Here is a 24289-nt window from a genome sequence, read left to right as displayed (position 1 = left end):
CGATGATCGCCGCCGGTCTGCTCGTTGGCAGCCGACGGCGATCATCAGGTCATCAGCCGTTATTGATCGAAGCGCTTGCGGAAGCGCTCCTCCATTCGCTGGGCGAAGGAACTGCGTCCAGCACTGCGGTTCGCGCCCCTCTTCGGCCGGTCACCACCGCCGTGTTCCAGCCCCGATTCGATGTCGTCCCCGCCACCGCGCAACGCGGACAGGACGATCACTGCTCCGCCGAACATCACGAGGAAGCCGACCACGCTCAACACGGGGATGTCGGCCGGCCTGAGGGCCGGGATCACCGCGCCGATTACCAGCAGGGCCAACCCCAGGACGAAGACGGCTATGCCCTGCAGCCGCCGGCGTCTGGATGGTCGATGCAGTCGTCCTCCGCGCACGGTGGAGGCAAACTTGGGGTCCTCGGCATAGAGCGCGCGCTCGATTTGTTCGAGCTGTCGCTGCTCGTGCTCGGAGAGTGGCATGACTCCTCCTCCGGCACAGGTTTCTCAGTGGCGCCGGAGACCCGGTGAGGTTGCCCACACAGGCTGGGGACCGGCGAACGCTTGGGGGCGTCACCCACGAGGATACGGTTCCCGAGACTGGACGACTACCCGGTCCCAGCACCGGAACTGTGCGAGGTTGCCGACATCATCCCCTCGGGGCAGTAACCGTTTCACGTTCAGGCATCCACCCAGCGGAAAGGGCGGCTCCGAAGGCCCGCCTCGCCGTTTTCGCTCCTCGTTTTCGAGGCGGCGCGGCCAGCTTGGAAGCAGTTGTCAGGCGGGCCTGCGGGCGATTGCGTGCAGTCGGGTTGCGATGTCGCGCAGCGGGGAACGCAGCGCTGCCACTCGCTCCAGCTCGGCCATCGCGTCGGCCGCCCTGGGGTTGTTGTCCAGCACCGATCCGGGCACCAGGTCGCTGAGCACCGCCTGCCCCTGCACCAATTCCACCGAGAGCCCGGCTCCTGCCCCCCCCGCCGCTGCAAGGTGTCCGAGGCCGCGTCGAGCCGGCCGTCCGCGTCCTGGATCAGTTGCAGCGCCTCGGCGACCCGCCCGGCAAGCGCCCACCCGAGGACCGCCGCGTACCGGTTGGCGACCAGCACCGAAACGGCGCCGCCCGGTGCGGTTGCGGCCGCCAGCGCCGCAACCGCGGCCTGGACGTCGTCGACGACCTCCAGGAGGCCGTGCGCGAGCACGAGATCGGCGCCGCCTTCCGGGCTGAGCACGGCCAGCGCGTCGGTGTCGCCCTGCAATGGGGTGATCTGGTCGGCCACCCCTGCGTCGACGGCCCGGCGCTGGAGCATCGCCAGCGCGTTCGGGCTCGGATCGACCACCGTCACCGAGCATCCCGCCGATGCCAGCGGCACGGCCCACACGCCGCTGCCGCCACCGACGTCGAGCACCCGCGGCGGGCGCCCGCCGCGGCGACGCCGAGCGTCGTCGAGTTCGGTTTCCAGCACCTGGTGGACGGCGTCGGATCTCATGGTGAGCAGCGTAATGCGGGGTCGTGGGCGGGTTTCACCGGCGTGCGGAACCCGGGAGGCCGTGGCGCTGCGGGGTTCCGCCTTCGAACGGAGCGAGACGGCGACAGCGGCTCCTGCAGGGGGCCGCCACCCGCGCCGCCAAGCGGATCAAGTTTCAGGTAGAAGTTCTGGGGCGGCCGCCGGTTCCGTAGGCTACGACCGTGCAGACGGTGGCAGTGCTGAGTCTCAAGGGTGGCGTGGGCAAGACGACCGTGGTGCTCGGACTTGCCTCGGCCGCCATGCGCCGAGGGGTTCGGACGCTGGTCGTCGACCTCGATCCGCAGTGCAACGCGACCGCATGCCTGGAGCCGGACAAGACCACCAAGGGCCTCAGCGACGTGCTGGCCGATCCGCGCCCGGAGGTTCTGCGGGCGGCGGTGTCCGGCAGCTCGTGGGGCGAAGAGGTCGACGTCCTGGTGGGCTCCGAGGACGCCGAAAGCCTCAACGGCCAGCACTCCGACGGCGATCACCTGTCCCACCTCACCGACGCGCTGTCCGAACTGGACGGTCTGATCGCCGAGGGCGAGCTGCCGTACCAGCTGGTGCTGCTGGACTGCCCGCCGTCCCTGGGGCGGCTGACCCGATCCGCGCTGATCGCCGCCGACCGCGCGCTGCTGGTCACCGAGCCGACGATCTTCGCGGTCTCCGGCGTGCAGCGGGCGTTCGAGGCCGTGCAGGCCGAGCGCCAGTCGAACAACCCCGATCTGCAGCCGCTGGGCGTCATCGTCAACCGGGTCCGGCCGCGCTCCCACGAGCACCAGTTCCGCATCGACGAGCTGCGGGACATCTTCGGTCCGCTGGTGCTGCCGGTCGCGCTGCCCGATCGGTTGGCCGTGCAGCAAGCACAAGGCGCGTGCATGCCGATCCACCAGTGGGGCACGCCGGGCGCGCGGGAGGTCGCGCTAGCGTTCAACCTGGTGCTCGCCCGCACCCTGCGAGCCGGTCGGCAGCGCCGCTTCGAGCCGGACGACGACGAATTCCTGGAGGAGACCGAGTGAGCACGACGTCGTACTCCGCGTTCCTAGTCGTGGCGCTGATCGGCATCATGACGCCGGGGCTGGACACGATGCTGATCCTGCGGCATTCGCTGCTCGGCGGGCGCCGCGCCGGGGTCACGACGTTCCTCGGCATCAACCTCGGCTGCGTGATCTGGGGCACCGCGAGCGTCGCGGGGCTGACCGCGCTGCTCACCGCCTCCCAGATCGCCTACGACATCGTGCGGGTGGGGGGCGCGGCCTACCTGCTGTGGCTGGGCGGCTCGGCGATCTGGAAGTCCTTGCCCCGCAACAAGGTTCAACAGCCCGAAGACGTCCCTGCCGAACCGGTCCGGCTGACCGGTTGGACGGCGCTGCGGGCCGGGATGACCACGAACCTGCTCAACCCCAAGGTGGGCGTGTTCTACATCAGCTTGCTGCCGCAGTTCCTGCCTGCCGGGCCGGCGGCGTTCGCCTGGGGCCCGCTGCTGGTCGCCACGCACGTCTCCATCGGCCTGCTGTGGGGAACCGCGCTGGTGTGGGTCGCCAGCCGGGCCCGCACGCTGTTCCAGAAGCAGCGGGTGCGCGCCTGGCTGGACCGGGTCACCGCGACGGTGCTGATCGGCCTGGGGCTGAAGCTGGCGGTCGAGGGGCGGTGAGCCGGTCCTGCCCGAAGGCGACACGGTATTCCTCACCTGCCACCGGTTGCACGAGGCGCTGGCCGGGCAGGTCCTGACCCGCGGCGAACTGCGGCACCCGCGGCTGTCCACCTTGGACCTCGCCGGACGCGGGGTGCGCGAGGTGCGGCCGGCGGGCAAGCATCTGCTGATCCGTTTCGACGACGGCCAAACCCTCCACAGCCACCTGCGCATGGACGGCGCCTGGCACCTCTACTCGCCCGGCGCCCGGTGGCGGCGACCGGCGCACCAGGTCAGGGCGGTGCTGGGCACGGCCGAACGGGTCGCGGTCGGGTTCAACCTGCACGACCTGCGCTGGCTGCCGACCTCGGCGGAATCCCGGCTAGTCGGCCACCTGGGGCCGGACCTGCTCGCTCCGGAGTGGGGCGACGAACACGCGGCCGAGGCGGTCCGGCGGCTGACCGCCGACCCGGACCGGGAACTCGGCCTCGCGTTGCTGGACCAGACCGTCATGGCCGGGGTCGGCAACCTCTACAAGACGGAAGTGTGCTTCCTGCTCGGCCGGTCGCCGTGGACGCCGGTCGCGGAGGTCGACGCGGCCCAGGCGGTGCGGCTGTGCCGGGAACTGCTGCTGCGCAACGCCTGGCATCCCGAGCAGTCCACCACCAAGAGCCTGCGGCGCGGCACCCAGCACTGGGTCTACGGCCGCCGCACCTGCCTGCGCTGTGGAGGCCCCGTCCGCCGCGGCGCCCAGGGCGACGGCGTCGAAGCCCGAGTCGCATACCACTGCCCCAACTGCCAACCCTGACCGCAGGCCTGTCAGTGCTCGGCGGCGGCGCTGCGGGCGTCGGCGAGGCTTCGCAGGATCGGGTAGACCAGCACGATGCCGACCGAGCCCCACACCATGCCCGTGACCCGGAGCTCGCCCAACCACAAGGTCAGGTCGCCGACCCCGGCGATCACCGCGGTGCCCAGCACCATCAGGTTCACCGGATCCGCCAAGTCCACCCCGGCGTCCAGCCAGATCCGCGCCCCGACCAGCGCGATCAGCCCGAACAGCACCAGCGTCGCGCCGCCGAGCACCCCGAGCGGGACCGTGTTGATCAAGGCGCCGAGCTTCGGCGAGAAGGACAGCACGATCGCGGCCAGCGCGGCCACCATGCACGCCGCCGTCGAATACACCCTCGTCGCCGCCATGACCCCGATGTTCGCCGCGTTGCTGCTAAGCGCGGACCCACCCACCCAACCGGCCAACGCGGTGGCCAACCCGCCGCCGATCAACGCGTCCCCGACGTGCGGGTCGAGGTTCCGGCCACTCATCGCGGCGACCGCCTTGAGGTGCCCGACGTGCTCCGCGACCAGCACCACCACCAGCGGCAGCACGAACGGCATCACCGAGATGTGCACCTGCGGGGCGATCAGCTGGGGAAACCCGAACCAGGGCGCGGCGGCCAGCTCGTCGAGCCGCTCCTGGACCAGGTCGCCGGCCAGCGCGGCGTAGATCCACCCGACCAGTACGCCGATCAGCACCGCTGCCCGCCCGGCCATGCCCCGGCTGATGACCGTGAGCAGCACGACCGTGCCCAGCGTCAACGCCGCGGGCACCGGCTGCTGCCCGAAGGAGGACACCGACTGCGGCGCGAGGCTCAAGCCGATCATCAGCACGATCGCCCCGGTGACCACCGGCGGCATCGCGGACTCCAACAGTCGCACGCCCAGCGCCTTGACCGCGACGCCGACGGCCATCACCACCAGGCCGACCGACATGATCCCGCCGAGCAGCGCGGCCGGACTCGCACCGGCCTGGTCCGCGGCCGCGCCCAGCGGCACCACGAAAGCGACCGACGCGCCCAGGTAGCTGGGCACCCGGTTGCGGGTGAGTAGCAGGAACAGCAGCGTGCCAACACCGGACAGCAGCAGCGTGGTCGTCAGGGGGAAGCCGGTGAGCAGCGGCACCAGCGTCGTGGTGCCGAACATCGCCAGGAGGTGCTGCAAACCGAAGCCGGTGGTAAGCGGCCAGCTCAGCCGTTCCTCGGATGCCACGACGGCATCACGCACCAGGCGTCGACCGTTGCCGTGCACGGTCCACAACGCCACATCGTCCTCCCCCGAGCCGCCCGGTCGGGCGAGGCCCTGCCACGGCATGTGATGATTGGAGGAAGATTACTATTTCGCATCACACAATCAAGCCAACTCACCGGTAGGTCCGACGATACGTTGACTACCAGCAGTGATATCGGCGCGGCGTGTCGCCTCAGGCCGGACCGGATCCGCGCCGCGGATCGGATCCCGGCCCGCCGGGCCCGAACATCTCCCGCAACCCGGCCGCGAGCCCGGCCAACCGGTCCGTCGCGTCCTGCATCAGGTACTTCTGCTCCGACGCACCGCTGGCGGCGACCGCCCGGCCTGCGGCGGCGACCAGCGCGCCGTACCCGTCGAGGCCCTCGTCCAGCTCCTCGCGCAGCCGCTGCACATCAGCCCGCAACGCGGACTTCTGCGCCGCTGGCGCGTGCGGGATCGCCGCCTCCACGGCGACCAGCCGCTCCGCGACCCGCCGCAGCTCCGCTGCCGCGCTGTCCGCGGTGCTCCGCGCGTCGGCTGCGGCGCTGCCCGCGCCCACCGAGATCAGCTGCGCCAACGCGCGGTGCAGGCTCTGCTCCGCATCGCGCAGCCGCTGCATCGGCTCCCGCGCCACCGACCCCTGCGGGGGCAGCGCTGCGGGCTCCGGCAGCGGCTCGGGCAGCGGCGTCTTCATGAGCCGCCGGTACTTCAGTCCCGCGCTGAGCGCGCCCACGCCGCTGGCGACGGCGACCCCGCCGAGGCCGAAGGTCGCCACGTCCTGGAACAACCACCCCAGGTCGCCCCACATGCCCCAGAACGTCGGGGTGGACGCCGAGACGAACGCCCCAGCGCCGAACACCCCGGTCGAGACCGTGCTGCCCGCGGCGGTCCGCTTGGCTCGCTTGCGCTGCCGGAGCAGCCGAGCCCGCGGATCGCGCCAGGTGGCGAACTTGCGCCGCACCTCGGAGAGGAGTGGGCCGCGCAACTGCTCAAGCGCGGCCTCGCCCAACTGCGCCAGCTCCTGCTTGCGGGACTTCACTCCTCGCTCGCTCAGGCTTGGCCGGCTTGCGGGTTCTGCTGCTGCTGTGGGTTGGTCGCCGGCTCAGCGGAAGTGGCCGAACCGCCCGCGATCTGCTGCTGCTGACCGCCGGTCACCTGCTGCTGCCCACCGCCCATCGAGGCGCGCAGTTGCGCGAGCCGGTTGGCACCGGCGGCGTCGATGGACGCCTGCTGCACCTCGAGCATCCGGCCCTGGACGCTGTTCTGCGCCAGTTCCGCCTCGCCCAGCGCGGTGGTGTAGCGGCGCTCGATCTTGTCCCGGACCTCTTCCAGCGACGGCGTGTTGCCCGGCGCGGCGACCTCGGTCATCTGCCGCATCGACGCGGAGACCTGCTCCTGCATCTTCGCCTGCTCCAGCTGGCTGAGCAGCTTGGTGCGCTCGGCGATCTTCTGCTGCAGGATCTGCGCGTTGCGCTCCACCGCCTGCTTCGCCTGCTCGGCGGCACCCAGCGACTGGTCGTGCAGGGTCTTGAGATCCTCGACACCCTGCTCGGCGGTGACCAGCTGGCTGGCCAGCTGGGTGGCGGTCTCCTCGTACTTCTGAGCGGTGGCCTCGTCGCCGTTGGCGCGCGCCTGGTCCGCCATCACCAGCGCCTGCTTCGCCGAAGCCTGCAGCTTCTCGACCTCGCCGAGCTGGCGGTTGAGCTTCATCTCCAGCTGCCGCTGGTTGCCGATCACGGAAGCAGCCTGCTGGGAGAGGCTCTGGTGCTGCCGCTGCGCTTCCTCGATGGCCTGCTGGATCTGCACCTTCGGATCGGCGTGCTCGTCGACCTTCGACGAGAACGACGCCATCAGGTACTTCCAGGCCTTCACGAACGGATTGGCCATCTCCTCCGCCTGCCTTCTCCTATGCTTGGCTGCCCCATGCCGACACATCCACACCGGGCGTGCCCGCTGGTTCCATCGTGTCAGGTAGTCGTGTCGGCTTCCACCAAACACGGTAGATCCCCGGGAATTACCCGGAGCTACGACCCAAGATCGAACCAGAACCCCGCAGTCCGCCGACCACCGGCCCCCGAAACGGACGCGAGTGCCAAAGCGGACAACGGCCCGCCCTGGCACTCACTCCCGCTACGTCTTTGTCTTTCAAGCGGCGAAGCCGCTTAGCCCACGCGCGCAACTCGCACCGCCGCCGCGGGTTCTCAACAGTGTCCTGCGAGGACACCCCACACGCCGAGCCATCTCGCGAGGACACCCCCGACTAGGTGAATGGCATTCATGATGTCGGGGATCCCACAGCGAGAATTTTAGGTTCCGCTATCCGCACCGCCACGCGGAGCCAGTCGATGAACAGTTTCTACGCGGCCACCACGACGCCTCCGGGCTTGCGCACCGGCGCGCCGATCCGCTGGCTGAGCATCGTCTGCAGCCGCTCCGCGCAAGCGCGCGGCTCGGCGTCCGCACCGGCTTCGGCACCGGCCATCTGCTGCTGGGCCAGTTCCGCGTCGGAGAGCTCGGTACCGATCAGGCTGGGCACCAGGCGGCCACCGTCGATCTCCGCCGACGCGGCCTGGTCGACGACCGACGGCACCAGCAGCGTCTCGTCGAGGTCCCCGGCCACGGTCACCAGGAGTTCCGGCAGCGGCAGGTCCAGGGCGGCGCAGATCGAGGCGAGCAGCTCGCTGGACGCCTCCTTGCGGCCCCGTTCCACCTCGGAGAGATATCCGAGGCTCACCCGGGCAGCGCGCGAAACGTCCCGCAACGTCCGAGACTGTGCGGTCCGGGCGCGGCGCAGCCGTTCACCGACCGCCTCCCGCAACAATACGGTCATCGCGCGCCTCCCTTCCTTCGTCGCCTACCGCGTGCACCACGCGTGAACGCCACCTACGTTACTCATCCGAGGGCCCGAACGAGAACGATCGCCGACAAGTCCGCCAAGGGCGAACGTTCCGTGATCGGTCGGCAGGGCCCGACCGCGCGTGCTCTTGTGCCAGCGCACAGCATCCTGCCGCATCAACGCAAGAGGCCCGCGAAGTGTTCCAGCGACACTCGAACGGCCGCAGCCCGCACGGCGTACCGGTCGCCGTCGAGGCGCACCGAATGCACCGTCGCGCCGCCCGGCCCCGCGAATCCGAGGTGCACGGTGCCCGGTGGTACGCCGTCCTGCGGGTCGGGCCCGGCGACCCCGGTTAGCCCGATGCCCCAGTCCGCCCCGCAGCGCTGCCGAGCGCCGTCCGCGAGCATCTCCGCAACCCGCGGGTGCACCGCACCGTGTGCGGCGAGGAGATCGCGGTCGACCCCTGCCAGCTCCGCCTTCAGATCGGTCGCGTAGACGACCAGCCCGCCCCGGACCACGTCGCTGGCGCCCGGCACCTCGGTCAGCACCGCGGATACCAGCCCAGCGGTCAGCGACTCCGCGGTCGCGACCGTCTCACCGCGCCGCCGCAACGCGGCGAGCAGGGCCGCCACCTGCGACAACGGCAGCCCGATCTGATCGAGGATCACGCGCCGACCTTGGCCCGGCCGGCGGCGCGCAGCCGCACCGCGCGCACGACGTAGTCGAGTCCGGTCCCGACGGTGGCGACCAGCGCCGCGCCCATCACGATCCAGCGCGGAATGTCGGTCCAGCTGCCGAGCGGCAGCAGGTAGAGGCCGATGGCGAGGGCCTGCAGCAGCGTCTTGACTTTGCCGCCGTGGCTGGCCGGGATCACGCCGTGCCGGATCACCCAGAACCGAAGCAGCGTGACGGCCACCTCGCGGCCGATGATCACCCAGGTGATCCACCAGTCCAGGTCGCCGAGCAGGCTCAACCCGACCAGCGCGGCGCCGGTCAGCGCCTTGTCCGCGATGGGGTCCGCGACCTTGCCGAAGTCGGTGACCAGGCCGCGCTTGCGGGCCAGGTCGCCGTCGATGCGGTCGGTGATCGAAGCGATGGCGAACACCCCGGTGGCGATCCACCGCCACAGCGTGTCGTGCCCGCCGTCCCAGAACAGCGCGACGAGGAAGACCGGTACCAGCGCCAGCCGGGAGACGGTCAGGATGTTGGCGATGTTGACCAGCGGCACGGGCGGCGGCTCGGTCGGGTTCACCGCTGCGGAATCGGATGTCGCGCCATCGGCCGTCATGGCTGCTCCCCGGACCGTTTCTGTGCGGGCGTGCTGTCGATCGGGCGCACCACGAGGTCCACGCCTTCGCTTTCCACCACCCGGCAGTGCAGCACATCGCCCACGCTGACCTCCCCAGGATCAGCGACGAGGCATTCCCCGTCCACCTCCGGTCCCTGGTGGTCGGCACGACCGGCGCACTCCTCGTCGCTGACGCGCTCCACGAGCACCCGCACCTCGGTGCCGATGCGGTCCTCGGCGCGCTGCGAGATCAGCTCGTCCACCAGGTCCGAGAGTTGCTCGACGCGCTCGTCGACGACGTCCGGGTCGATCTTGTCGTCGAACCCGGCTGCCTCGGTGCCGTCCTCGTCGGAGTAGCCGAACACGCCGATGGCGTCCAGCCGGGCGCGGGTGAGGAAGTCCTGCAGTTCGGCGAAGTCGTCCTCGGTCTCGCCGGGGAAACCGACGATGACGTTGCTGCGGATGCCCGCCTCGGGGGCGAGCTCACGGATCTGCTCGATGAGCGCCAGGAACGACTCGGTGGAGCCGAAGCGGCGCATCCGGCGCAGCACCGACTCGCTGGAGTGCTGGAACGACAGGTCGAAGTACGGCGCGACGCCCGGGGTTGTGGCGATGGCCCGCACCAGGCCGGGCCGGGTCTCGGCGGGCTGCAGGTAGGACACCCGCACCCGGTCGATGCCCTCGACGGCGGCCAGCTTCGGCAGCAGCACTTCCAGCGCCCGCGCGTCGGAGAGGTCCTTGCCGTAAGAAGTCGAGTTCTCGCTGACCAGGAACAGCTCCTTGGCCCCGTGCTCGGCCAGCCAGACGGCCTCGCCCAGCACCTCTTCCGGCGGCCGGGACAGGAAGGAGCCGCGGAACGACGGGATGGCGCAGAAGGAGCAGCGCCGGTCGCAGCCGGAGGCCAGCTTCAGCGCGGCGACCGGCGAGTCGTCGAGCCGGCGGCGCGCCACCGAGCGGGCAGCCGGGATCCAGCCGTGCCCGGGCACCGCGACCTCGGCGGCCGCGGCGGGGCGGGCGACCGGGCTGATCGGCAGCATCTTGCGCCGGTCCTGCGGCTGGTGCGGCTGGATGGCCTGCCCGGCGAGGACGTCGTCGAGCCGGTCGGCGAGGTTGGCGTAGTGGTCGAAGCCGAGCACCGCGTCGGCCTCCGGCAGGTGTTCGGCGAGCTCGGCGCCGTAGCGCTCGGCCATGCAGCCCACCGCTACGACCTTCGCGTCGGTGTCGGCGGCGGCGAGCAGCGTGTCGACGGAGTCCTTCTTCGCGGATTCGACGAAGCCGCAGGTGTTGACCACCACGACGTCGGCCTGGTCGGCCTCCACGAGGTCCCAGCCGCGGCCGTGCAGGTTGCCGGCGAGCTCTTCGGAATCGACCTCGTTGCGGGCGCAACCGAGCGTGACCAGGGCGACTCGGCGGTGATTTTGCTCGGTTGACATGCGACGAGCGTAACGTCCCCGTCGCCACGCCCCGCGCACGAGCCCACCGGCCGAAAAACCCCCGCCGTGGCCAAGATTACGGCCAGGCGGCGACCAACTAAGCCGATCAATGGTTAGGCTTGCCTAACATGAGAGCTCCCGCCGAGGTGCGACCGGCCAGCGTGCGCGACGCCCGCGCGATCAAGGCACTGATCGACCACTACGCGGGAAAAGTGGTGCTGGGCAAGGAACTCGTCACGCTCTACGAGGACATCCAGGAGTTCTGGGTCGCCGAGCAGGCAGGCCGGATCGTCGGCTGCGGCGCGCTGCACGTCCTCTGGGAAGACCTCGCCGAGATCCGCACCGTCGCGGTCAACCCGATCGCCAAGGGCTGCGGCATCGGGCACGCGCTCGTGGCGCGCCTGATCGCCACCGCCGGCGAGCTGGGGCTGTCGCGGATCTTCGTGCTGACCTTCGAGACCGGGTTCTTCGGCCGCCACGGCTTCCTCCCGATCGCCGACACCCCGGTGCCGCCCGACGTCTACGAGGAGATCCGCCGCTCGCCGGACGAAGGCGTCGCCCAGTTCCTGGACCTGGCACACGTCAAGCCGAACACCCTCGGCAACACGCGCATGCTGTTGCGACTTGGTGCGTGACGCGCATCGCGAATGCGAATGCCGCGGCCCGATCGCGGCGCTACGATGCTTTCATGAATGACTATGCGTCCTCGGCGATAATGATTCGGCGGGCTCGGATCGCCGACGTGCGGACGATCAAATCCCTGGTCGACACCTATGCCGGAGAGGTGCTGCTGGCCAAGGAACTCGTCACGCTCTACGAGGACATCCAGGAGTTCTGGGTCGCCGAGCTGACCGAACCCGGCCAGCTCGGCCGCGTGGTCGGCTGCGGCGCGCTGCACGTGCTCTGGGAAGACCTCGCCGAGATCCGCACCGTCGCCGTGGACCCCGTAGCGAAGGGCCGGGGAATCGGCCACCACCTGGTGCACCAACTGGTCGACCTGGCCCGTGAGCTGGGCCTGTCCCGGGTGTTCGTGCTGACCTTCGAGACCGACTTCTTCGGCCGCCACGGCTTCCGCACCGTCAACGGCGCCCCGGTCAGCCCGGAGGTCTTCGAGGAGATGCGCCGCTCGGTCGACGCCGGCGTAGCCGAGTTCCTCGACCTGGCCAACATCAAGCCCAACACCCTCGGCAACACCCGGATGCTCCTCGACCTGAACGGTTAGCACCCGTCCGGTCGAATCCGCCGCCACAGTCTCGTGCCGGATGCTCAGCCGCCCCGCAGGCATCACATGCACCGGCTATAACACAGGAGAATGATCCTTCGGCTTCGAGGAGACCAGCCCGTGGAACGTTTCCCTGCTCGCCGCGGCTTCATCGCCGGTGCCGCCGCGGCCGCCGCCCTGTTGCTCACCGCCGGGACCGCGCACGCCGACCTCAGCCAGACCCAGCTGCGGAAGGTGACCGACGATTACCTCTTCGAGATCTCCCTCGACACGTTCACCGCAACCCGCGCCGAGCACCCATACGCGGACCAGCTCGACTGGTCCACCGACGGCTGCTCGATGTCGCCGGACAAACCGCTGGGCTACAAGTTCCGCACCAGCTGCGAACGGCACGACTTCGGTTACCGCAACTACAAGAAGCAGGACCGGTTCAGCGGGGACAACCGCAAGAAGATCGACGACAACTTCAAGGCCGACATGTACTCGGTCTGCGGCACCGACGCGGTCTGCAAGGGCACCGCGAACATCTACTACTACGCGGTGCGGGAGTTCGGCGGGACGAGCGTCTCCACCGCCGACGCCGTAGACCAGGCGCAGGTCAAGCCGCTGGTCTCCGGCAACGGATTGCTGCTGGAGTTCCACGCGGTCAACTCCGAAGGCCTGCTCGTGCGGCTCGGCCCGACCGGCTGAGCACCGGGCCGATCACGGTCTGCAACGGGCGCGTCCAAGCGGGCGCGCCCTTCGTCGTCGGCCGGGTTTCTCGCCGCTACGGGTTTCTCGCCGCTACGGAAAGGTAACGTGCCCTTCGCACCCCGGCGCACGGCGAGAACGGAGCACGAATGGTCAAGCGGCAACTTCCGCGCTGGTCCGAACTGCGTCCGCTGCTGCGGGTCAAGCCCCCACAGGTCAACCCCACCGAGCGACGCCTGTCCGCCGCGCACTCGATCGCCGACCTGCGGGCCATCGCCCGCCGCCGGACGCCGCGCGCCGTGTTCGATTACACCGACGGCGCCGCCGAGGCCGAGATCAGCCTGCGCCGCGCCCGGCAGTCCTTCCGCGACGTCGAGTTCCGCCCTTCCGTGCTGCAGGACGTGTCCGAGGTGGACACCAGCACGACGATGTTCGGCAAGCGGTCCGAGCTGCCGTTCTCCTTCGCCCCAACCGGTTTCACGCGGATGATGAACCACGAGGGCGAGCCGGCGGTGGCCCGCGTCGCGCAACGCGCGGGCATCCCCTACGCGCTGTCCACAATGGGCACCACGTCCATCGAGGACGTGGCCGCCGCCGCGCCGAACTCCCGGAAGTGGTTCCAGCTCTACCTCTGGCGCGACCGCGAGGCCAGCCGCGAGCTGGTGCTACGAGCCCAGGACTCCGGCTACGAGGCACTGCTGCTCACCGTCGACACACCGGTCGGCGGCGCGCGCCTGCGCGACACCCGCAACGGCCTGACGATCCCCCCGGAACTGACGTTCAAGACCATCGTCGACGGCGCGACGCACCCGGCGTGGTGGTTCAACCTGCTCACCACCGAGCCGCTGTCGTTCGCCTCCTTCAAGCACTGGCCGGGAACCGCGCAGGACCTGATCAACGCCATGTTCGACCCGTCGCTGAGCTACGCCGACCTGGAGTGGCTGCGGGAGCTGTGGCAGGGACCGCTGATCGTCAAAGGCATCCAGAACGCCGACGACGCCCGGCGCGTGGTCGATCTGGGCGCCGACGGCGTGGTGCTGTCCAACCACGGCGGTCGGCAGCTCGACCGGGCCCCGACCATGCTGGAGCTGCTGCCGTCGGTCCGGGAGGCGATCGGCGACCGGGCCGAGGTGCTGCTGGACACCGGCATCGTCAGCGGCGCGGACATCGTCGCGGCGATCGCACTGGGCGCGGATTCGTGCCTGATCGGCCGCGCCTACCTGTACGGGCTGATGGCCGGAGGCGAGCGGGGCGTGCAGAAGGCGGTGGACATCCTCCGCGACGAGATCGTCCGAACCCTCCAACTGCTGGGCGTCCACGCCATCGGCGACCTCAACACCACCCACGCCACGCTCCGCTGCTAACTCCTCCGCCGAAGGCGCATGGCCCACCTCGCAGCGCTCCAGGTGCGGCCGTGGTCGTCGCTGCGCCACAACCGAATGCTGCTGCGCCGCTACTCGGGATCCACGCCGACCCCGGCGGTTCCGGCCAGCATGTCGCCCACCTGCCGCGCCAGCTCATACGGCGTCGAGCGTCCCCGCATCCGGGCAGATGCGGGGAGGTCGGGTTCACCGGGTCATTCTGCCTCCGGCGGCGGCCCGCCCCGGATCGTGTACAGCGTGTTCTCCAGCTCGTCCGGCTTGATCAGCACCTCGCGGGCCTTCGACCCCTCCGACGGCCCGACCACGCCGCGCGACTCCAGCAGGTCCATCAGCCGACCCGCCTTGGCGAACCCGACCCGCAGCTTGCGCTGCAGCATCGAGGTGGACCCGAACTGGCTGGTCACGACGAGCTCGGCGGCCTGCAGCAGGACGTCGAGGTCGTCGCCGATGTCGGAGTCGACCTCTTTCTTCTCGCCCGCCTTGGCCGCCGTGACGCCGTCGGTGTACTCCGGGTCGGCCTGGTCCTTGGTGAGGGAGACGATGCGGTGGATCTCGTCGTCGCCGACGAACGAGCCCTGCACTCGCACCGGCCGCGACGCGCCCATCGGCAGGTACAGCGCGTCGCCCATCCCGATCAGCTTCTCCGCGCCCGGCTGGTCCAGGATGACCCGCGAGTCGGTCAGCGACGAGGTGGCGAACGCCAGCCGGGACGGCACGTTGGTCTTGATCAGACCCGTCACCACGTCCACCGACGGGCGCTGGGTGGCCAGCACCAGGTGGATGCCTGCGGCCCGCGCCTTCTGGGTGATCCGCACGATGGCGTCCTCGACGTCCCGCGGCGCGGTCATCATCAGGTCGGCGAGCTCGTCGACGATGGCCAGGATGTACGGGTACGGCCGGTACTCGCGCTCGCTGCCCAGCGGGGTGGTGATCTCCCCCGACTTGACCTTCCGGTTGAAGTCGTCGATGTGGCGCACCCGGTTGGCCTGCATGTCCTGGTAGCGCTGCTCCATCTCCTCCACCAGCCAGGCCAGCGCGGCGGCGGCCTTCTTCGGCTGGGTGATGATGGGCGTGATCAGGTGCGGGATACCCTCGTACGGAGTCAGTTCCACCATCTTCGGGTCGATCAGGATCATCCTGACCTCCTGCGGGGTGGCCCGCGCGAGCAGCGACACCAGCATCGAGTTGACGAAGCTGGACTTACCGGACCCGGTCGAGCCGGCCACCAGCAGATGCGGCATCTTCGCCAGGTTCGCGGTGACCATGTGGCCTTCGATGTCCTTGCCCAGCCCCATCACCAGCGGGTGGCTGTCCTTGCCCGCCACGGCAGAGCGCAGCACGTCGCCGAGCCGCACCATCTCCCGGTCGCTGTTGGGGACCTCGATGCCCACCGCGGACTTGCCGGGAATCGGCGCCAGCAGCCGGACGTTGTCGGTCGCCGCGGCGTAGGCGATGTTCTTGGTCAGCGCGGTGATCTTCTCGACCTTCACGCCGGGGCCGAGCTCCACCTCGTAGCGGGTCACGGTCGGACCCCGGGTGAAGCCGGTGACCTGGGCGTCGATGTTGAACTGCTCCAACACCGCGGTGATCGCCTCGATCATGCTGTCGTTGGCCCGACTGCGGCTCTTCGGCGGGTCGCCGTCGGTGAGCACGTCCAGCGGCGGCAGCTGGTAGTCGCCTTCGACGCTCCGGCTGATCTGCGGCTTGCTGCTCTTCTTCGGCTTCTCCTCGGCAGCTTCGGCGACCGGCTTGGCCGGCACCGCGGCGGCTTTCGGCTTCGCCGGCTTGGGCTGCTCGTCGGGCACGTCGTCCAGCGACAGCTGGCGGTCCTCATCGGACATCGCCGCCTGGCGGCGCCGCGACGGGCGGCGCAGCTTGACCGAGGCGGTATCGCCCTCGATCTCCTTGGTGTCGGCCGCCGACCGGGCCTCCTCGGTCTCTTGCCCGAGGCCGCGCAACCGCGCCGCGACCTCGCGCACCGGCGTGCCGGTGAGCACGAGCAGCCCGAACAGCCCGATCAGCACCAGCACCGGCACGGCGACCCAGCTGGTGAGGCCGTGCGCGAGCGGCCCGCCGGCGACGAATCCGAGGGCTCCGCCGGCGTTCGGCCAGTCCTCGGGGTCGAGCGGGGAACCCGCCACGATGTGCAGGACGCCGAGTGTGGTGAAGATCAACAGCATCGACCCGATCACCACCCGGGGCCGCGCCTCCGCGCTGTTCTCGGTGCGCATCAGCAGGACGGCCGTGACCAGCAGCACCACCGGCAGCACCACGGCTGCCGCGCCGATGACCGAACGCAGGGCCCAGTCGAACCAGTGCCCGACCGGCCCCCCGGCCTGCCACCAGACACCGGCGCCTGCGATCACCGCGGTCGCGAGGAAGATCAGCGCCAGTCCGTCGCGGCGGTGCGCTGGGTCGAGATCCTTGGTCTTGCCGACCGCTCGAACCACGCTCCCGACGCCGCGCGCGAGACTCCCGCCGCTCTTGGAACGGGTCTTGGTGGACCGCTTGGGCGCAGGTCTGCGGGGCGCGTGCGTCGATCCGGGGCGGGGCTTGGCGCTCCCCGTGCTCTTCCGCGCTGTGCTCGACCTACCACTCCTGGCAGTGGAGCCGCTACTCCTGGTCGCGCTCTTACCGCGCGACGAGCCACGTCCCCCGTTCGATGTCCGGCTCGCCATGCCCCACACGGTATCTTCACCGGCCTCTCGCGTCACACCAGCCACGGAAGATCGCTGGTCGGACGTTTTTCGGGCGATTCGCTCCAACCGGGGCACCGCGCGTGAGATCCTCGACCATCATGGTTGCTTTACCTTCCAGCCCCTACGAGCCGACACGCCGAACCGACCACGAGAAACTGTTCCGCGACGCGCCGCTGCTGTGGCGCGTGCTGATGCGGGTGGACCGGGCGGTCGTCGGGCTCACCGGGCGGCTGGAAGTGACCGGCGACGTGCCGGATTCGGTGCGCGGCAGGCCGCTGCTGCTGGCCGCCAACCACATCGGCAACCTAGACGCGCTGGTGCTGATCGCCGCCTGCCGGACCCGGCGGCTCGCGCCGCGCTTCCTCGCCACCGGCGGGCTGTTCGACACCCCGGTGCTGGGCAAGGTCCTCCGCGCCTGCCGGCACGTCCGCGCCGACCGCGGCAAGAGCACCGCGGGCGAGGCGCTGGGGCGGGTCGTCTCGGCGCTGACCAGCGATCATCACCCGGTGCTGATGTACCCGGAGGGCCGCATCACCCTCGAACCGGACATGTGGCCGGAGCGCGGGAAGACGGGCGTGGCCCGGATGGCGCTGGCGTCCGGCGCCACGGTAATGCCGATCAGCCAGTGGGGGGCCCACGAAGCGATGTGCTACGGCATGGTCCGCGTCGAGGGGTTCGGCGACCTGTGGCTCCTGTTCGTGTCGTGGCTGCGGGCCGTTCGCCGCAGGCCGAAGCTGAAAGTCCACTTCGGAGCGCCGGTGGACCTGAGCGACCTGTCAGCCGACCGGGTCGGCGACGCCGCCAGAGCCCGCGACCGCATCATGCGCGCCATCGCCGCCGGCATGGTGCCGCTGCGAGCGGGCGAACTCGGCGCACCCCACCACTTCGACCCGACCCGCCCGGCCACCGACAAACCCAGCCCCTGGCGCCCGTGAATGAAGCCGATTAGCCCGGTCGTCCGCACGTGAGCGGCTGAACGTCGTAGCGCGCCGTGGTTAGTCCACATCGGACTTCGGCGCGGCTCTGCCACCGTTGTTCAACTTCAGGTGGCGCGGCCGCTACACAACGAGCAAATGTGTGACATATTCACAAGTGATCGTGGTTGTCCGTTTCTCCCTGACCGGGAACTGCCATGCGATTACCACGCGCCCTCGTCCGCAGACTCTCGTTCCTCGCCCCCGTCCTGGCGATGGTTTTCTCGGTCGCATCGGCACCGACGGCGCTCGCATTCCCGCCCGGCGTCCCCGGGAAGTCCCAGGTGCAGTCCGAGCTCACCAGCCTCAGCGTGCAGGCGGAAGGCGGGATGACCGGCTATTCACGGGACCTGTTCCCGCACTGGCACACCGTTTCGGGCACCTGCAACACCCGCGAGGAGGTGCTCAGGTGCGACGGCACCAACGTCGCCGTGGGCTCGGACTGCTACCCCACCTCTGGAAGTTGGTACAGCTACTACGACGGCGTCACGCGGACCTCTCCGTCGCAGATCAGCATCGACCACATCGTGCCACTGGCCGAAGCCTGGCGTTCCGGCGCGCGCAGCTGGACCACCGCCAAGCGCGAGGCGTTCGCCAACGATCTCACCGGCCCGCAGCTGATCGCGGTGACCACCGAGGTGAACAGCGCGAAGGGCGACCGCGACCCGTCCTCGTGGAAGCCGCCGCGCACCGCCTCGCACTGCGGTTACGCGAAGTTCCGGATCCACACCAAGCACCGTTGGGGTCCGACCCTGCAGTCCGCCGAGAAGACCGCGCTGCAGAACATGCTCAACGCCTGCTCGTACTGATCTGGAACGATGACCGAACTGACGTCCACCTTCACCGCCACACCGGACGGAGTGCTCACCAACGAGGTCGGTGTGATCACCGGCGAGCTGGAACTGCGCACCACCTGCACGGATGACGGCGCACTGCGGCTGGCGATCCGCTACGTCGAGGCGGTGGAGTAGTACACGGTTCGGGGCGAGAACTACCGGTTGCACGACCCGCGCGACCATGAGGTCGTGCACCGGCTTCTCGTCAACGTGCTGCACCGGCCGGTCACTTCCTGACACCAATCGCGCAGGGTGAGCCCCAACCAGACAGGTGATCCCAGCCGGGGGAACCGCGTCCGCTGAACGAAAGTCGCCCGGGCAGAGTAATTCTCGCCAAATGAGCCGCTGGAACACCGATCACCCCGTTTACTGTCCACATTGCTCGCCGTTGGAAGGTGGGCCCAACAGGACAGACGGGGACAATCGTGAGGAAAGTCGTCACTGCTGCGATAGCCGTCGGTCTGCTGGCCGGCCTGGCACCGGCCGCCGGAGCCACAACCGCCGCGCCCGCACCGGTTTTCGAGCCCACACCGGTCAAATGGGGCCAGTGCACGGGCGAGGGCCTGCGGAAGGCCGGGGCGGAATGCGGGATGGTGCAGGTCCCGCTGGACTACGCCGACCCAGCGGGTGAGCAGGTCTCGCTCGCGGTTTCGCGGGTCAAGCACACCGTGCCCGACGACCAGTACCAGGGCGTGATGCTGGTCAACCCGGGCGGCCCGGGCGGATCCGGCCTGTCCCTGTCGGCGCTCGGCGCCTACGTGCCCAAGAACGCCGGCGCAGCCTACGACTGGATCGGCTTCGACCCGCGCGGAGTGGGCGCCAGCGTGCCCGCGATTTCGTGCGACCCGAACTACTTCTCCTACGACCGCCCGCACTACGTGCCGACCACGCCGGAGCTGGAGAAGGCCTGGCTGGACCGGTCCGAGGGCTACGCGCGGGCGTGCGGGAACAACGGCAAGCTCCTCGACCACATCAAGACGACGGATGTCGTCGAGGACATGGACAGCATCCGCAAGGCTCTGGGCGCCGAGCAGCTCAACTACTACGGCTTCTCGTACGGCACCTACCTCGGCCAGGTCTACGGCACCCTGCACCCCGAGCGGATGCGCCGGGTCGTGATGGACGGCGTGGTGAACGCAGGCGACGTCTGGTACGACGCGAACCTGAACCAGGACGTGGCCTTCGACCGCAACATCAAGATCTTCTTCGACTGGATCGCGAAGCACGACGGTACGTACCACCTGGGCACCACCGGCGCCGACGTGGAGAACCTGTACTACGAGCAGCTCGCCAAGCTCGACCAGCAGCCGGCGGGAGGCGTGATCGGCTCCGACGAGTGGACCGACGTGTTCCTGACGGCGGGCTATTCGCAGTCCGCCTGGGACCGCCGTGCCAAGGCGTTCTCGGGTTGGGTGCGGGGCGGCGACTGGCAGACGCTCAAGACGATCTACGACGGCGCCAACACCCCGGGCGACGACAACGGTTTCGCCGTCTACCTCGCGGTCCAGTGCACGGACATCAAGTGGCCGGCGAGCTGGGAGCAGTGGCGCAAGGACAACTGGGCCGTCCACGCGAAGGCACCGTTCGAGACCTGGGCGAACGCCTGGTACAACGCGCCGTGCCGGAACTGGTCTGCGAAGCCGGGCAAGCCGGTCAACGTCGACGGCAGCAAGGTGGCCGGTGCGCTGCTGATCAGCGAGGAGCTGGACGCCGCGACCCCGTTCCCCGGCGCGCTGGAAGCGCGCAAGCGCTTCCCCAACGCCAGCCTGATCAGCCTGCCCGGCGGCACCACGCACTCGGGTTCGCTCGGCGGCAACGCGTGCCTGGACGACCAGATCGCCGACTACCTTGCCACCGGCAAGCTGCCGGTGCGGCAGCCTGGCGAAGGCCCGGACACCAAGTGCGAACCGCTCCCCCAGCCAACCCCTGAGGGTGTGGGCGCGCTGAACGTCCGCCCGCAACAACCCGCGGTCCTGCAGGAAGCCCTGAAGTCCAACTGGCACTGATCACCCCGCAGAAGGGCCGGTCTCCCCGCGGAGACCGGCCCTTTTTGCAGCATGGTGCGGGTGAATCCGGATCATGGTCGAAACGCTGGGATCGTGCTTCGATTCGAACCAAGTCGAATACGCAGCCGCCACATGTTGTGTGCCCCACACCCGAAAGGCGCACCCAACAGGCTATCCACGCCTGACGGTGGCCTCCACAGCGCATGGTCCGGGCGGCAACCTCCAACATGGACGAAAACCGTCAAAAGCAAGGCTTGACTCGAATCCCCTTATCCGGCAGCGGAAGCCAACCGCACAACATGCTCTCGCGCGCGACTCCCGACCACACGACGAGCGCAGCGCTCTTGCAGCGATTGGAAGGTCACGGCGCGCTGGTGATGCAACAGAAGGGCCGACCCCTGGGGGAGGTCGGCCCTTCTTCGCAGTTGACGTGAGGTCTTCGCGTCAGTGGTCGAGGATTGGCGCGTTGACGCAGTTGTTGATCTGCGGGGACGCGAACGGTGCCACGATGGCGAGCGCGCCAATGTTGTTGCCGCACAGCTGAATCGGCAACACGCTGGTGTTGTTGTCGTCCAGGACGTTGATCCCGTCGTTGCCGTAGCTGTCGGCGAACGCCGGGGAGCCGACAGCCAGCATCGCGGCCGCAGCGGCGGCGGCGCCGAAGAGTCGAGCGGAAATACGCACTTCTGACCCCAATCTCCTGTGTGGTGATTCCCCAGGTCCGAAGTGCTCCCCTTCGGGGTGGATGCGCTCCGAACCGGTGCCACCAACCCTTGCAGCGAGGTCCCGATCAAGCCTGCCGTGTGCTCCGAACGGGTTTCTCAGATCACCCCGTGGAGATCACGGCAACCGACAGTGATCAAATATGCCCGACAAAACGGACCACCAAGCCACCCGAGCGGGCGGTGAATCAGGATCCGACCGGGAGCACGTTCGGCACGATCATCGGCCGCCGCCGGTAGGTATCGGCCACCCAGCGCCCCACCACCCGGCGCACCGCCTGGGCGATCCGGTGAGTGTCGGTGATGCCCTCCGCCTCGGTACGGGCCAGCTCCATCTCCACCAGCGGCACCACGTCGTCCAGCGCCTTCGGGTCGTCGGAGAACCCGCGCCCGGAGATCGTCGGGGAGGACACCGCCCGGCCGGTCGACGCCTCGACGGCGACCGTGATCGCGATGAACCCGCCCTCGCCCAGCACCAGCCGGTCCGACAACGTGGACTCGCCCACGTCACCGACCGACAGGCCGTCCACGTAGACGTGCCCCACCTCGACCCGACCGGCGATCGAGGCGATCCCGTCCACCAGGTCCACCACGACCCCGTCCTCGGCGATCACCACGCGATCCGCCGGGACCCCGGTTAGCCGCGCCAGCTCGGCGTTCGCCCGCAGGTGCCGCCACTCGCCGTGCACCGGCATCACGTTGCTCGGCCGCACCGCGTTGTAGAGATACAGCAGCTCACCGGCCGAGGCGTGACCGGACACGTGCACCTTCGCGTGGCCCTGGTGCACCACGTTGGCACCCAACCGGACCAGGCCGTTGACCACGCCGAAAACCGCGGTCTCGTTGCCGGGGATCAGCGAACTCGCCAGCACGACGGTGTCTCCGGCCCGGATCCGGATCTGCTTGTGCTCGCCGCGCGCCATCCGCGACAGCGCCGACAGCGGCTCGCCCTGCGAACCGGTGGAGACGAACGCGACCATGTGCTCCGGCATCGACAGCGCCTCGTCGAGGTCCACCAGCAACCCGTCGGGCACCTGCAACATGCCCAGATCGGTCGCGATGCCCATGTTGCGCACCATCGACCGGCCGACGAAGCACACCTTTCGGCCGTGCGTCTCGGCGACCTCCAGCACCTGCTGCACGCGGTGCACGTGGCTGGCGAAGCAGGCCACGATCACCCGCTGAGTCGCCTTGCCGATGACCCGGTCCAGCACCGGGCCGATCTCGCGTTCGGGCGTGACGAACCCGGGCACCTCGGCGTTCGTGGAGTCGACCAGGAACAGGTCCACGCCCTCGTCGCCGAGCCGGGAGAACCCGGCGAGGTCGGTCAGCCGATTGTCCAGCGGCAGCTGGTCGAGCTTGATGTCACCGGTGTGCAGCACGATCCCGGCCGGGGTTCGGATGGCGACCGCCAGCGCGTCCGGGATGGAGTGGTTGACCGCGAAGAACTCCAGCTCGAAGCCGCCGTGCTGGCTGCGCTGACCCTCCGCAACCTCGACCAGCACCGGGTCGAGCCGGTGCTCTCGGCACTTCGCGGCGAGCAGGGCGAGCGTGAACTTCGACCCCACCACCGGCAGGTCCGGCCGCAGCCGCAGCAGGAACGGCACCGCCCCGATGTGGTCCTCGTGCCCGTGCGTGAGCACCAGCGCGTCGATGTCGTCGAGACGGTTCTCGATCGCGGCGAAATCCGGCAGGATCAGGTCCACGCCGGGGGCGTCGTCCTCCGGGAACAGCACGCCGCAGTCGACGATCAGCAAACGGCCCTCGTGCTCGAACACGGTCATGTTCCGGCCGACCTCGCCGATGCCGCCGAGCGCCACGACGCGCAACCCACCGTCGGCCAACGGGGGCGGTGGGTCCGACGATGTCGGCGTCACCGGGTGGTACTCGGTGGCTGTCGCCTTTGCGCTCAACGCTGGTTCACCTCTGTGCGGCGTCCGGATTGACCAGTACCAGGCCAGCATCCCACAGGTCGCTGGTGATCAACCGAACCTGCTCCTCGGTGGCGGCCGGCAGCGGCAGCCGCGGCTGGCCGGTCTCGTAGCCGCAGAGCCGCAGCGCCGTCTTGGAGAAGATGACGCCGCCGACGAAGTTCATCGACCGGTACACCGGCAGGAGTCCATTGTGGACCTCCCTGGCGCCCTCGACGTCGCCAGCCTCGAAGGCGTCCAGCATCTTGCGCAGCCGGTCCCCCACCACGTGGCCGATCACGCTGACGAACCCGACCGCGCCGACCGACAACCAGGGTAGGTTCAGCGGGTCCTCGCCCGAGTAGTACGCGAGGTCCGTGCTGGCCAGCACCTCGCTGCCGGCGAGCAGGTCGTGCTTGGAGTCCTTGACCGCCTTGATCCGCGGGTGCTCGGCCAGCCGCTTCAGGGTGTCGACCTGGATCGGCACGACGGAGCGCGGCGGGATGTCGTAGAGCATCACCGGCAACTCGGTGGCGTCGGCGACCGTCCAGAAGTGCTGGAACAGCCCCTCCTGCGGCGGGCGCGAGTAGTACGGCGTCACGACCAGCAGGCCGTGCGCACCGGCCCGCTCAGCGGCCTGGGCCAGTTCGACCGAGTGCTCGGTGTTGTTGGTGCCCGCGCCAGCCACCACGGTCGCGCGGTCACCCACCGCCTCGACCACGGCGCGCAGCAGCTGCTCCTTCTCGTGGTCGCTGGTCGTGGGGCTCTCACCGGTGGTGCCGTTGACGATCAACCCATCATTGCCGACGCTGTCGACCAAATACGTGGCGAGCTCCTGCGCCAGCTTCAGGTCGAGCTTTCCGTCTTCGTCGAACGGCGTGACCATAGCGGTCAGGACGCGGCCGAACGGGCGGCCCGTAATGGCGGTGGGGCAGACGGTCATGACCCTGACGCTACCTGGTTGGTTCCCCGTTCAGATCCACCGGACGGACCTCGAACCAGATGCCGGAAACCCGGCGTCCGCAGCCCGCGGAACGCCGTGTTTCTTCCTGCCGGGCGAGCATCGCGCGAGCGAGTTTTCGGCGCGCCCGGAAGAGATTCC

The 24289-nt window shown here is 69.6% G+C and carries 23 protein-coding genes and 1 pseudogene; 11 read left to right on the top strand and 13 right to left on the bottom strand.

The annotated features are described in order from the left end of the window. Window positions 1-59 precede the first annotated feature (59 nt). Together SSPN_RS0102750 and SSPN_RS42175 are read right to left on the bottom strand one after the other, a co-directional pair. The gene (locus SSPN_RS0102750; RefSeq protein ID WP_010306470.1) at window positions 60-476 is read right to left on the bottom strand and encodes a DUF3040 domain-containing protein; all 417 of its coding nucleotides are present in this window, start codon (window positions 474-476) and stop codon (window positions 60-62) included. 294 nt (window positions 477-770) lie between these two features. Beyond that, window positions 771-1477, bottom strand: a pseudogene (locus SSPN_RS42175) (class I SAM-dependent methyltransferase). A 200-nt stretch (window positions 1478-1677) separates the two neighbouring features. Here SSPN_RS42175 and SSPN_RS0102740 point away from each other — a divergent pair. Genes SSPN_RS0102740 through SSPN_RS0102730 form a run of 3 tightly spaced genes read left to right on the top strand, consistent with a single transcriptional unit; the run spans window position 1678 to window position 3936 of the window. Then, window positions 1678-2514, top strand: a complete 837-nt coding sequence (locus SSPN_RS0102740) for a ParA family protein (protein ID WP_083821577.1) — start codon at window positions 1678-1680, stop codon at window positions 2512-2514. Further along, entirely contained in the window at window positions 2511-3149 is a 639-nt protein-coding gene (locus SSPN_RS0102735; RefSeq protein WP_010306465.1) for a LysE family translocator, read from the top strand. The genes SSPN_RS0102740 and SSPN_RS0102735 overlap by 4 nt, the downstream gene beginning before the upstream one ends. A 7-nt stretch (window positions 3150-3156) precedes the next feature. Next, window positions 3157-3936 carry a DNA-formamidopyrimidine glycosylase family protein gene (locus SSPN_RS0102730; RefSeq protein ID WP_029534904.1) on the top strand — a complete coding sequence of 260 codons (780 nt, stop codon included), beginning with the start codon at window positions 3157-3159 and terminating at the stop codon, window positions 3934-3936. 11 nt (window positions 3937-3947) lie between these two features. On the opposite strand, the gene SSPN_RS0102725 is transcribed toward SSPN_RS0102730, so the two are convergent. From SSPN_RS0102725 to rimO, 7 genes are all read right to left on the bottom strand, one after another. Then, a complete protein-coding gene (locus SSPN_RS0102725) occupies window positions 3948-5225 on the bottom strand; it encodes a uracil-xanthine permease family protein (protein WP_010306460.1) in 1278 nt (425 codons plus the stop codon). A 157-nt stretch (window positions 5226-5382) separates the two neighbouring features. Further along, window positions 5383-6228, bottom strand: a complete 846-nt coding sequence (gene pspM / locus SSPN_RS42170; RefSeq protein ID WP_010306457.1) for a phage shock envelope stress response protein PspM — start codon at window positions 6226-6228, stop codon at window positions 5383-5385. An 11-nt stretch (window positions 6229-6239) separates the two neighbouring features. Then, complete coding sequence (locus SSPN_RS0102715; protein WP_010306454.1) at window positions 6240-7076, bottom strand: PspA/IM30 family protein; 837 nt, start codon at window positions 7074-7076, stop codon at window positions 6240-6242. Window positions 7077-7545: 469 nt separating this feature from the next. Beyond that, on the bottom strand, window positions 7546-8019 hold the full coding sequence (locus tag SSPN_RS0102710) for a helix-turn-helix domain-containing protein (RefSeq protein ID WP_010306452.1): 474 nt from the start codon (window positions 8017-8019) through the stop codon (window positions 7546-7548). A 182-nt stretch (window positions 8020-8201) separates the two neighbouring features. Further along, window positions 8202-8693, bottom strand: coding sequence for a CinA family protein (locus SSPN_RS0102705; protein ID WP_010306450.1), 492 nt, complete (start codon window positions 8691-8693; stop codon window positions 8202-8204). Beyond that, window positions 8690-9313, bottom strand: coding sequence for a CDP-diacylglycerol--glycerol-3-phosphate 3-phosphatidyltransferase (gene pgsA / locus SSPN_RS0102700; protein WP_010306448.1), 624 nt, complete (start codon window positions 9311-9313; stop codon window positions 8690-8692). Before pgsA ends, SSPN_RS0102705 begins: the two co-directional genes overlap by 4 nt. After that, window positions 9310-10746, bottom strand: coding sequence for a 30S ribosomal protein S12 methylthiotransferase RimO (gene rimO, locus SSPN_RS0102695; protein ID WP_010306445.1), 1437 nt, complete (start codon window positions 10744-10746; stop codon window positions 9310-9312). The genes pgsA and rimO overlap by 4 nt, the downstream gene beginning before the upstream one ends. Window positions 10747-10874: 128 nt before the next feature. Between rimO and SSPN_RS0102690 the strand changes: the two genes are divergently transcribed. From SSPN_RS0102690 to SSPN_RS0102675, 4 genes are all read left to right on the top strand, one after another. Further along, window positions 10875-11381 carry an amino-acid N-acetyltransferase gene (locus SSPN_RS0102690; protein WP_029534903.1) on the top strand — a complete coding sequence of 169 codons (507 nt, stop codon included), beginning with the start codon at window positions 10875-10877 and terminating at the stop codon, window positions 11379-11381. A 53-nt stretch (window positions 11382-11434) separates the two neighbouring features. Then, window positions 11435-11968 (top strand): amino-acid N-acetyltransferase, encoded by a 534-nt coding sequence (locus SSPN_RS0102685; protein WP_237710424.1) that lies wholly within the window; start codon window positions 11435-11437, stop codon window positions 11966-11968. 120 nt (window positions 11969-12088) lie between these two features. Further along, window positions 12089-12658, top strand: a complete 570-nt coding sequence (locus SSPN_RS0102680; protein WP_010306437.1) for a phospholipase — start codon at window positions 12089-12091, stop codon at window positions 12656-12658. Between the two features lie 149 nt (window positions 12659-12807). Further along, on the top strand, window positions 12808-14022 hold the full coding sequence (locus tag SSPN_RS0102675; protein ID WP_010306434.1) for an alpha-hydroxy acid oxidase: 1215 nt from the start codon (window positions 12808-12810) through the stop codon (window positions 14020-14022). Between the two features lie 212 nt (window positions 14023-14234). On the opposite strand, the gene SSPN_RS0102665 is transcribed toward SSPN_RS0102675, so the two are convergent. After that, a complete protein-coding gene (locus tag SSPN_RS0102665; protein WP_187764700.1) occupies window positions 14235-16718 on the bottom strand; it encodes a DNA translocase FtsK in 2484 nt (827 codons plus the stop codon). 119 nt (window positions 16719-16837) lie between these two features. Between SSPN_RS0102665 and SSPN_RS0102660 the strand changes: the two genes are divergently transcribed. The 4 genes from SSPN_RS0102660 to SSPN_RS0102645 all read left to right on the top strand — a co-directional run bounded on the left by SSPN_RS0102660 (window position 16838) and on the right by SSPN_RS0102645 (window position 20555). Beyond that, complete coding sequence (locus SSPN_RS0102660; protein WP_010306427.1) at window positions 16838-17674, top strand: lysophospholipid acyltransferase family protein; 837 nt, start codon at window positions 16838-16840, stop codon at window positions 17672-17674. 197 nt (window positions 17675-17871) lie between these two features. Then, complete coding sequence (locus SSPN_RS0102655; RefSeq protein WP_029534901.1) at window positions 17872-18522, top strand: HNH endonuclease family protein; 651 nt, start codon at window positions 17872-17874, stop codon at window positions 18520-18522. Between the two features lie 9 nt (window positions 18523-18531). Next, complete coding sequence (locus SSPN_RS59170; RefSeq protein WP_010306419.1) at window positions 18532-18684, top strand: hypothetical protein; 153 nt, start codon at window positions 18532-18534, stop codon at window positions 18682-18684. A 290-nt stretch (window positions 18685-18974) separates the two neighbouring features. Next, window positions 18975-20555, top strand: coding sequence for an alpha/beta hydrolase (locus SSPN_RS0102645; protein ID WP_010306413.1), 1581 nt, complete (start codon window positions 18975-18977; stop codon window positions 20553-20555). A 444-nt stretch (window positions 20556-20999) separates the two neighbouring features. Here SSPN_RS0102645 and SSPN_RS42160 read toward each other — a convergent pair whose 3' ends face one another. The 3 genes from SSPN_RS42160 to dapA all read right to left on the bottom strand — a co-directional run bounded on the left by SSPN_RS42160 (window position 21000) and on the right by dapA (window position 24130). Beyond that, complete coding sequence (locus tag SSPN_RS42160; protein WP_010306410.1) at window positions 21000-21239, bottom strand: hypothetical protein; 240 nt, start codon at window positions 21237-21239, stop codon at window positions 21000-21002. Between the two features lie 226 nt (window positions 21240-21465). Next, window positions 21466-23190, bottom strand: coding sequence for a ribonuclease J (locus tag SSPN_RS0102635; RefSeq protein WP_010306408.1), 1725 nt, complete (start codon window positions 23188-23190; stop codon window positions 21466-21468). A gap of 7 nt (window positions 23191-23197) precedes the next feature. Next, entirely contained in the window at window positions 23198-24130 is a 933-nt protein-coding gene (gene dapA, locus SSPN_RS0102630) for a 4-hydroxy-tetrahydrodipicolinate synthase (RefSeq protein WP_010306405.1), read from the bottom strand. Window positions 24131-24289: the final 159 nt, after the last annotated feature.

Source organism: Saccharopolyspora spinosa NRRL 18395, from assembly GCF_000194155.1.
Taxonomy (GTDB): domain Bacteria; phylum Actinomycetota; class Actinomycetes; order Mycobacteriales; family Pseudonocardiaceae; genus Saccharopolyspora; species Saccharopolyspora spinosa.
Note: the sequence above shows the minus strand (reverse complement) of the source record. Positions and strands in the feature narration are given on the sequence as shown.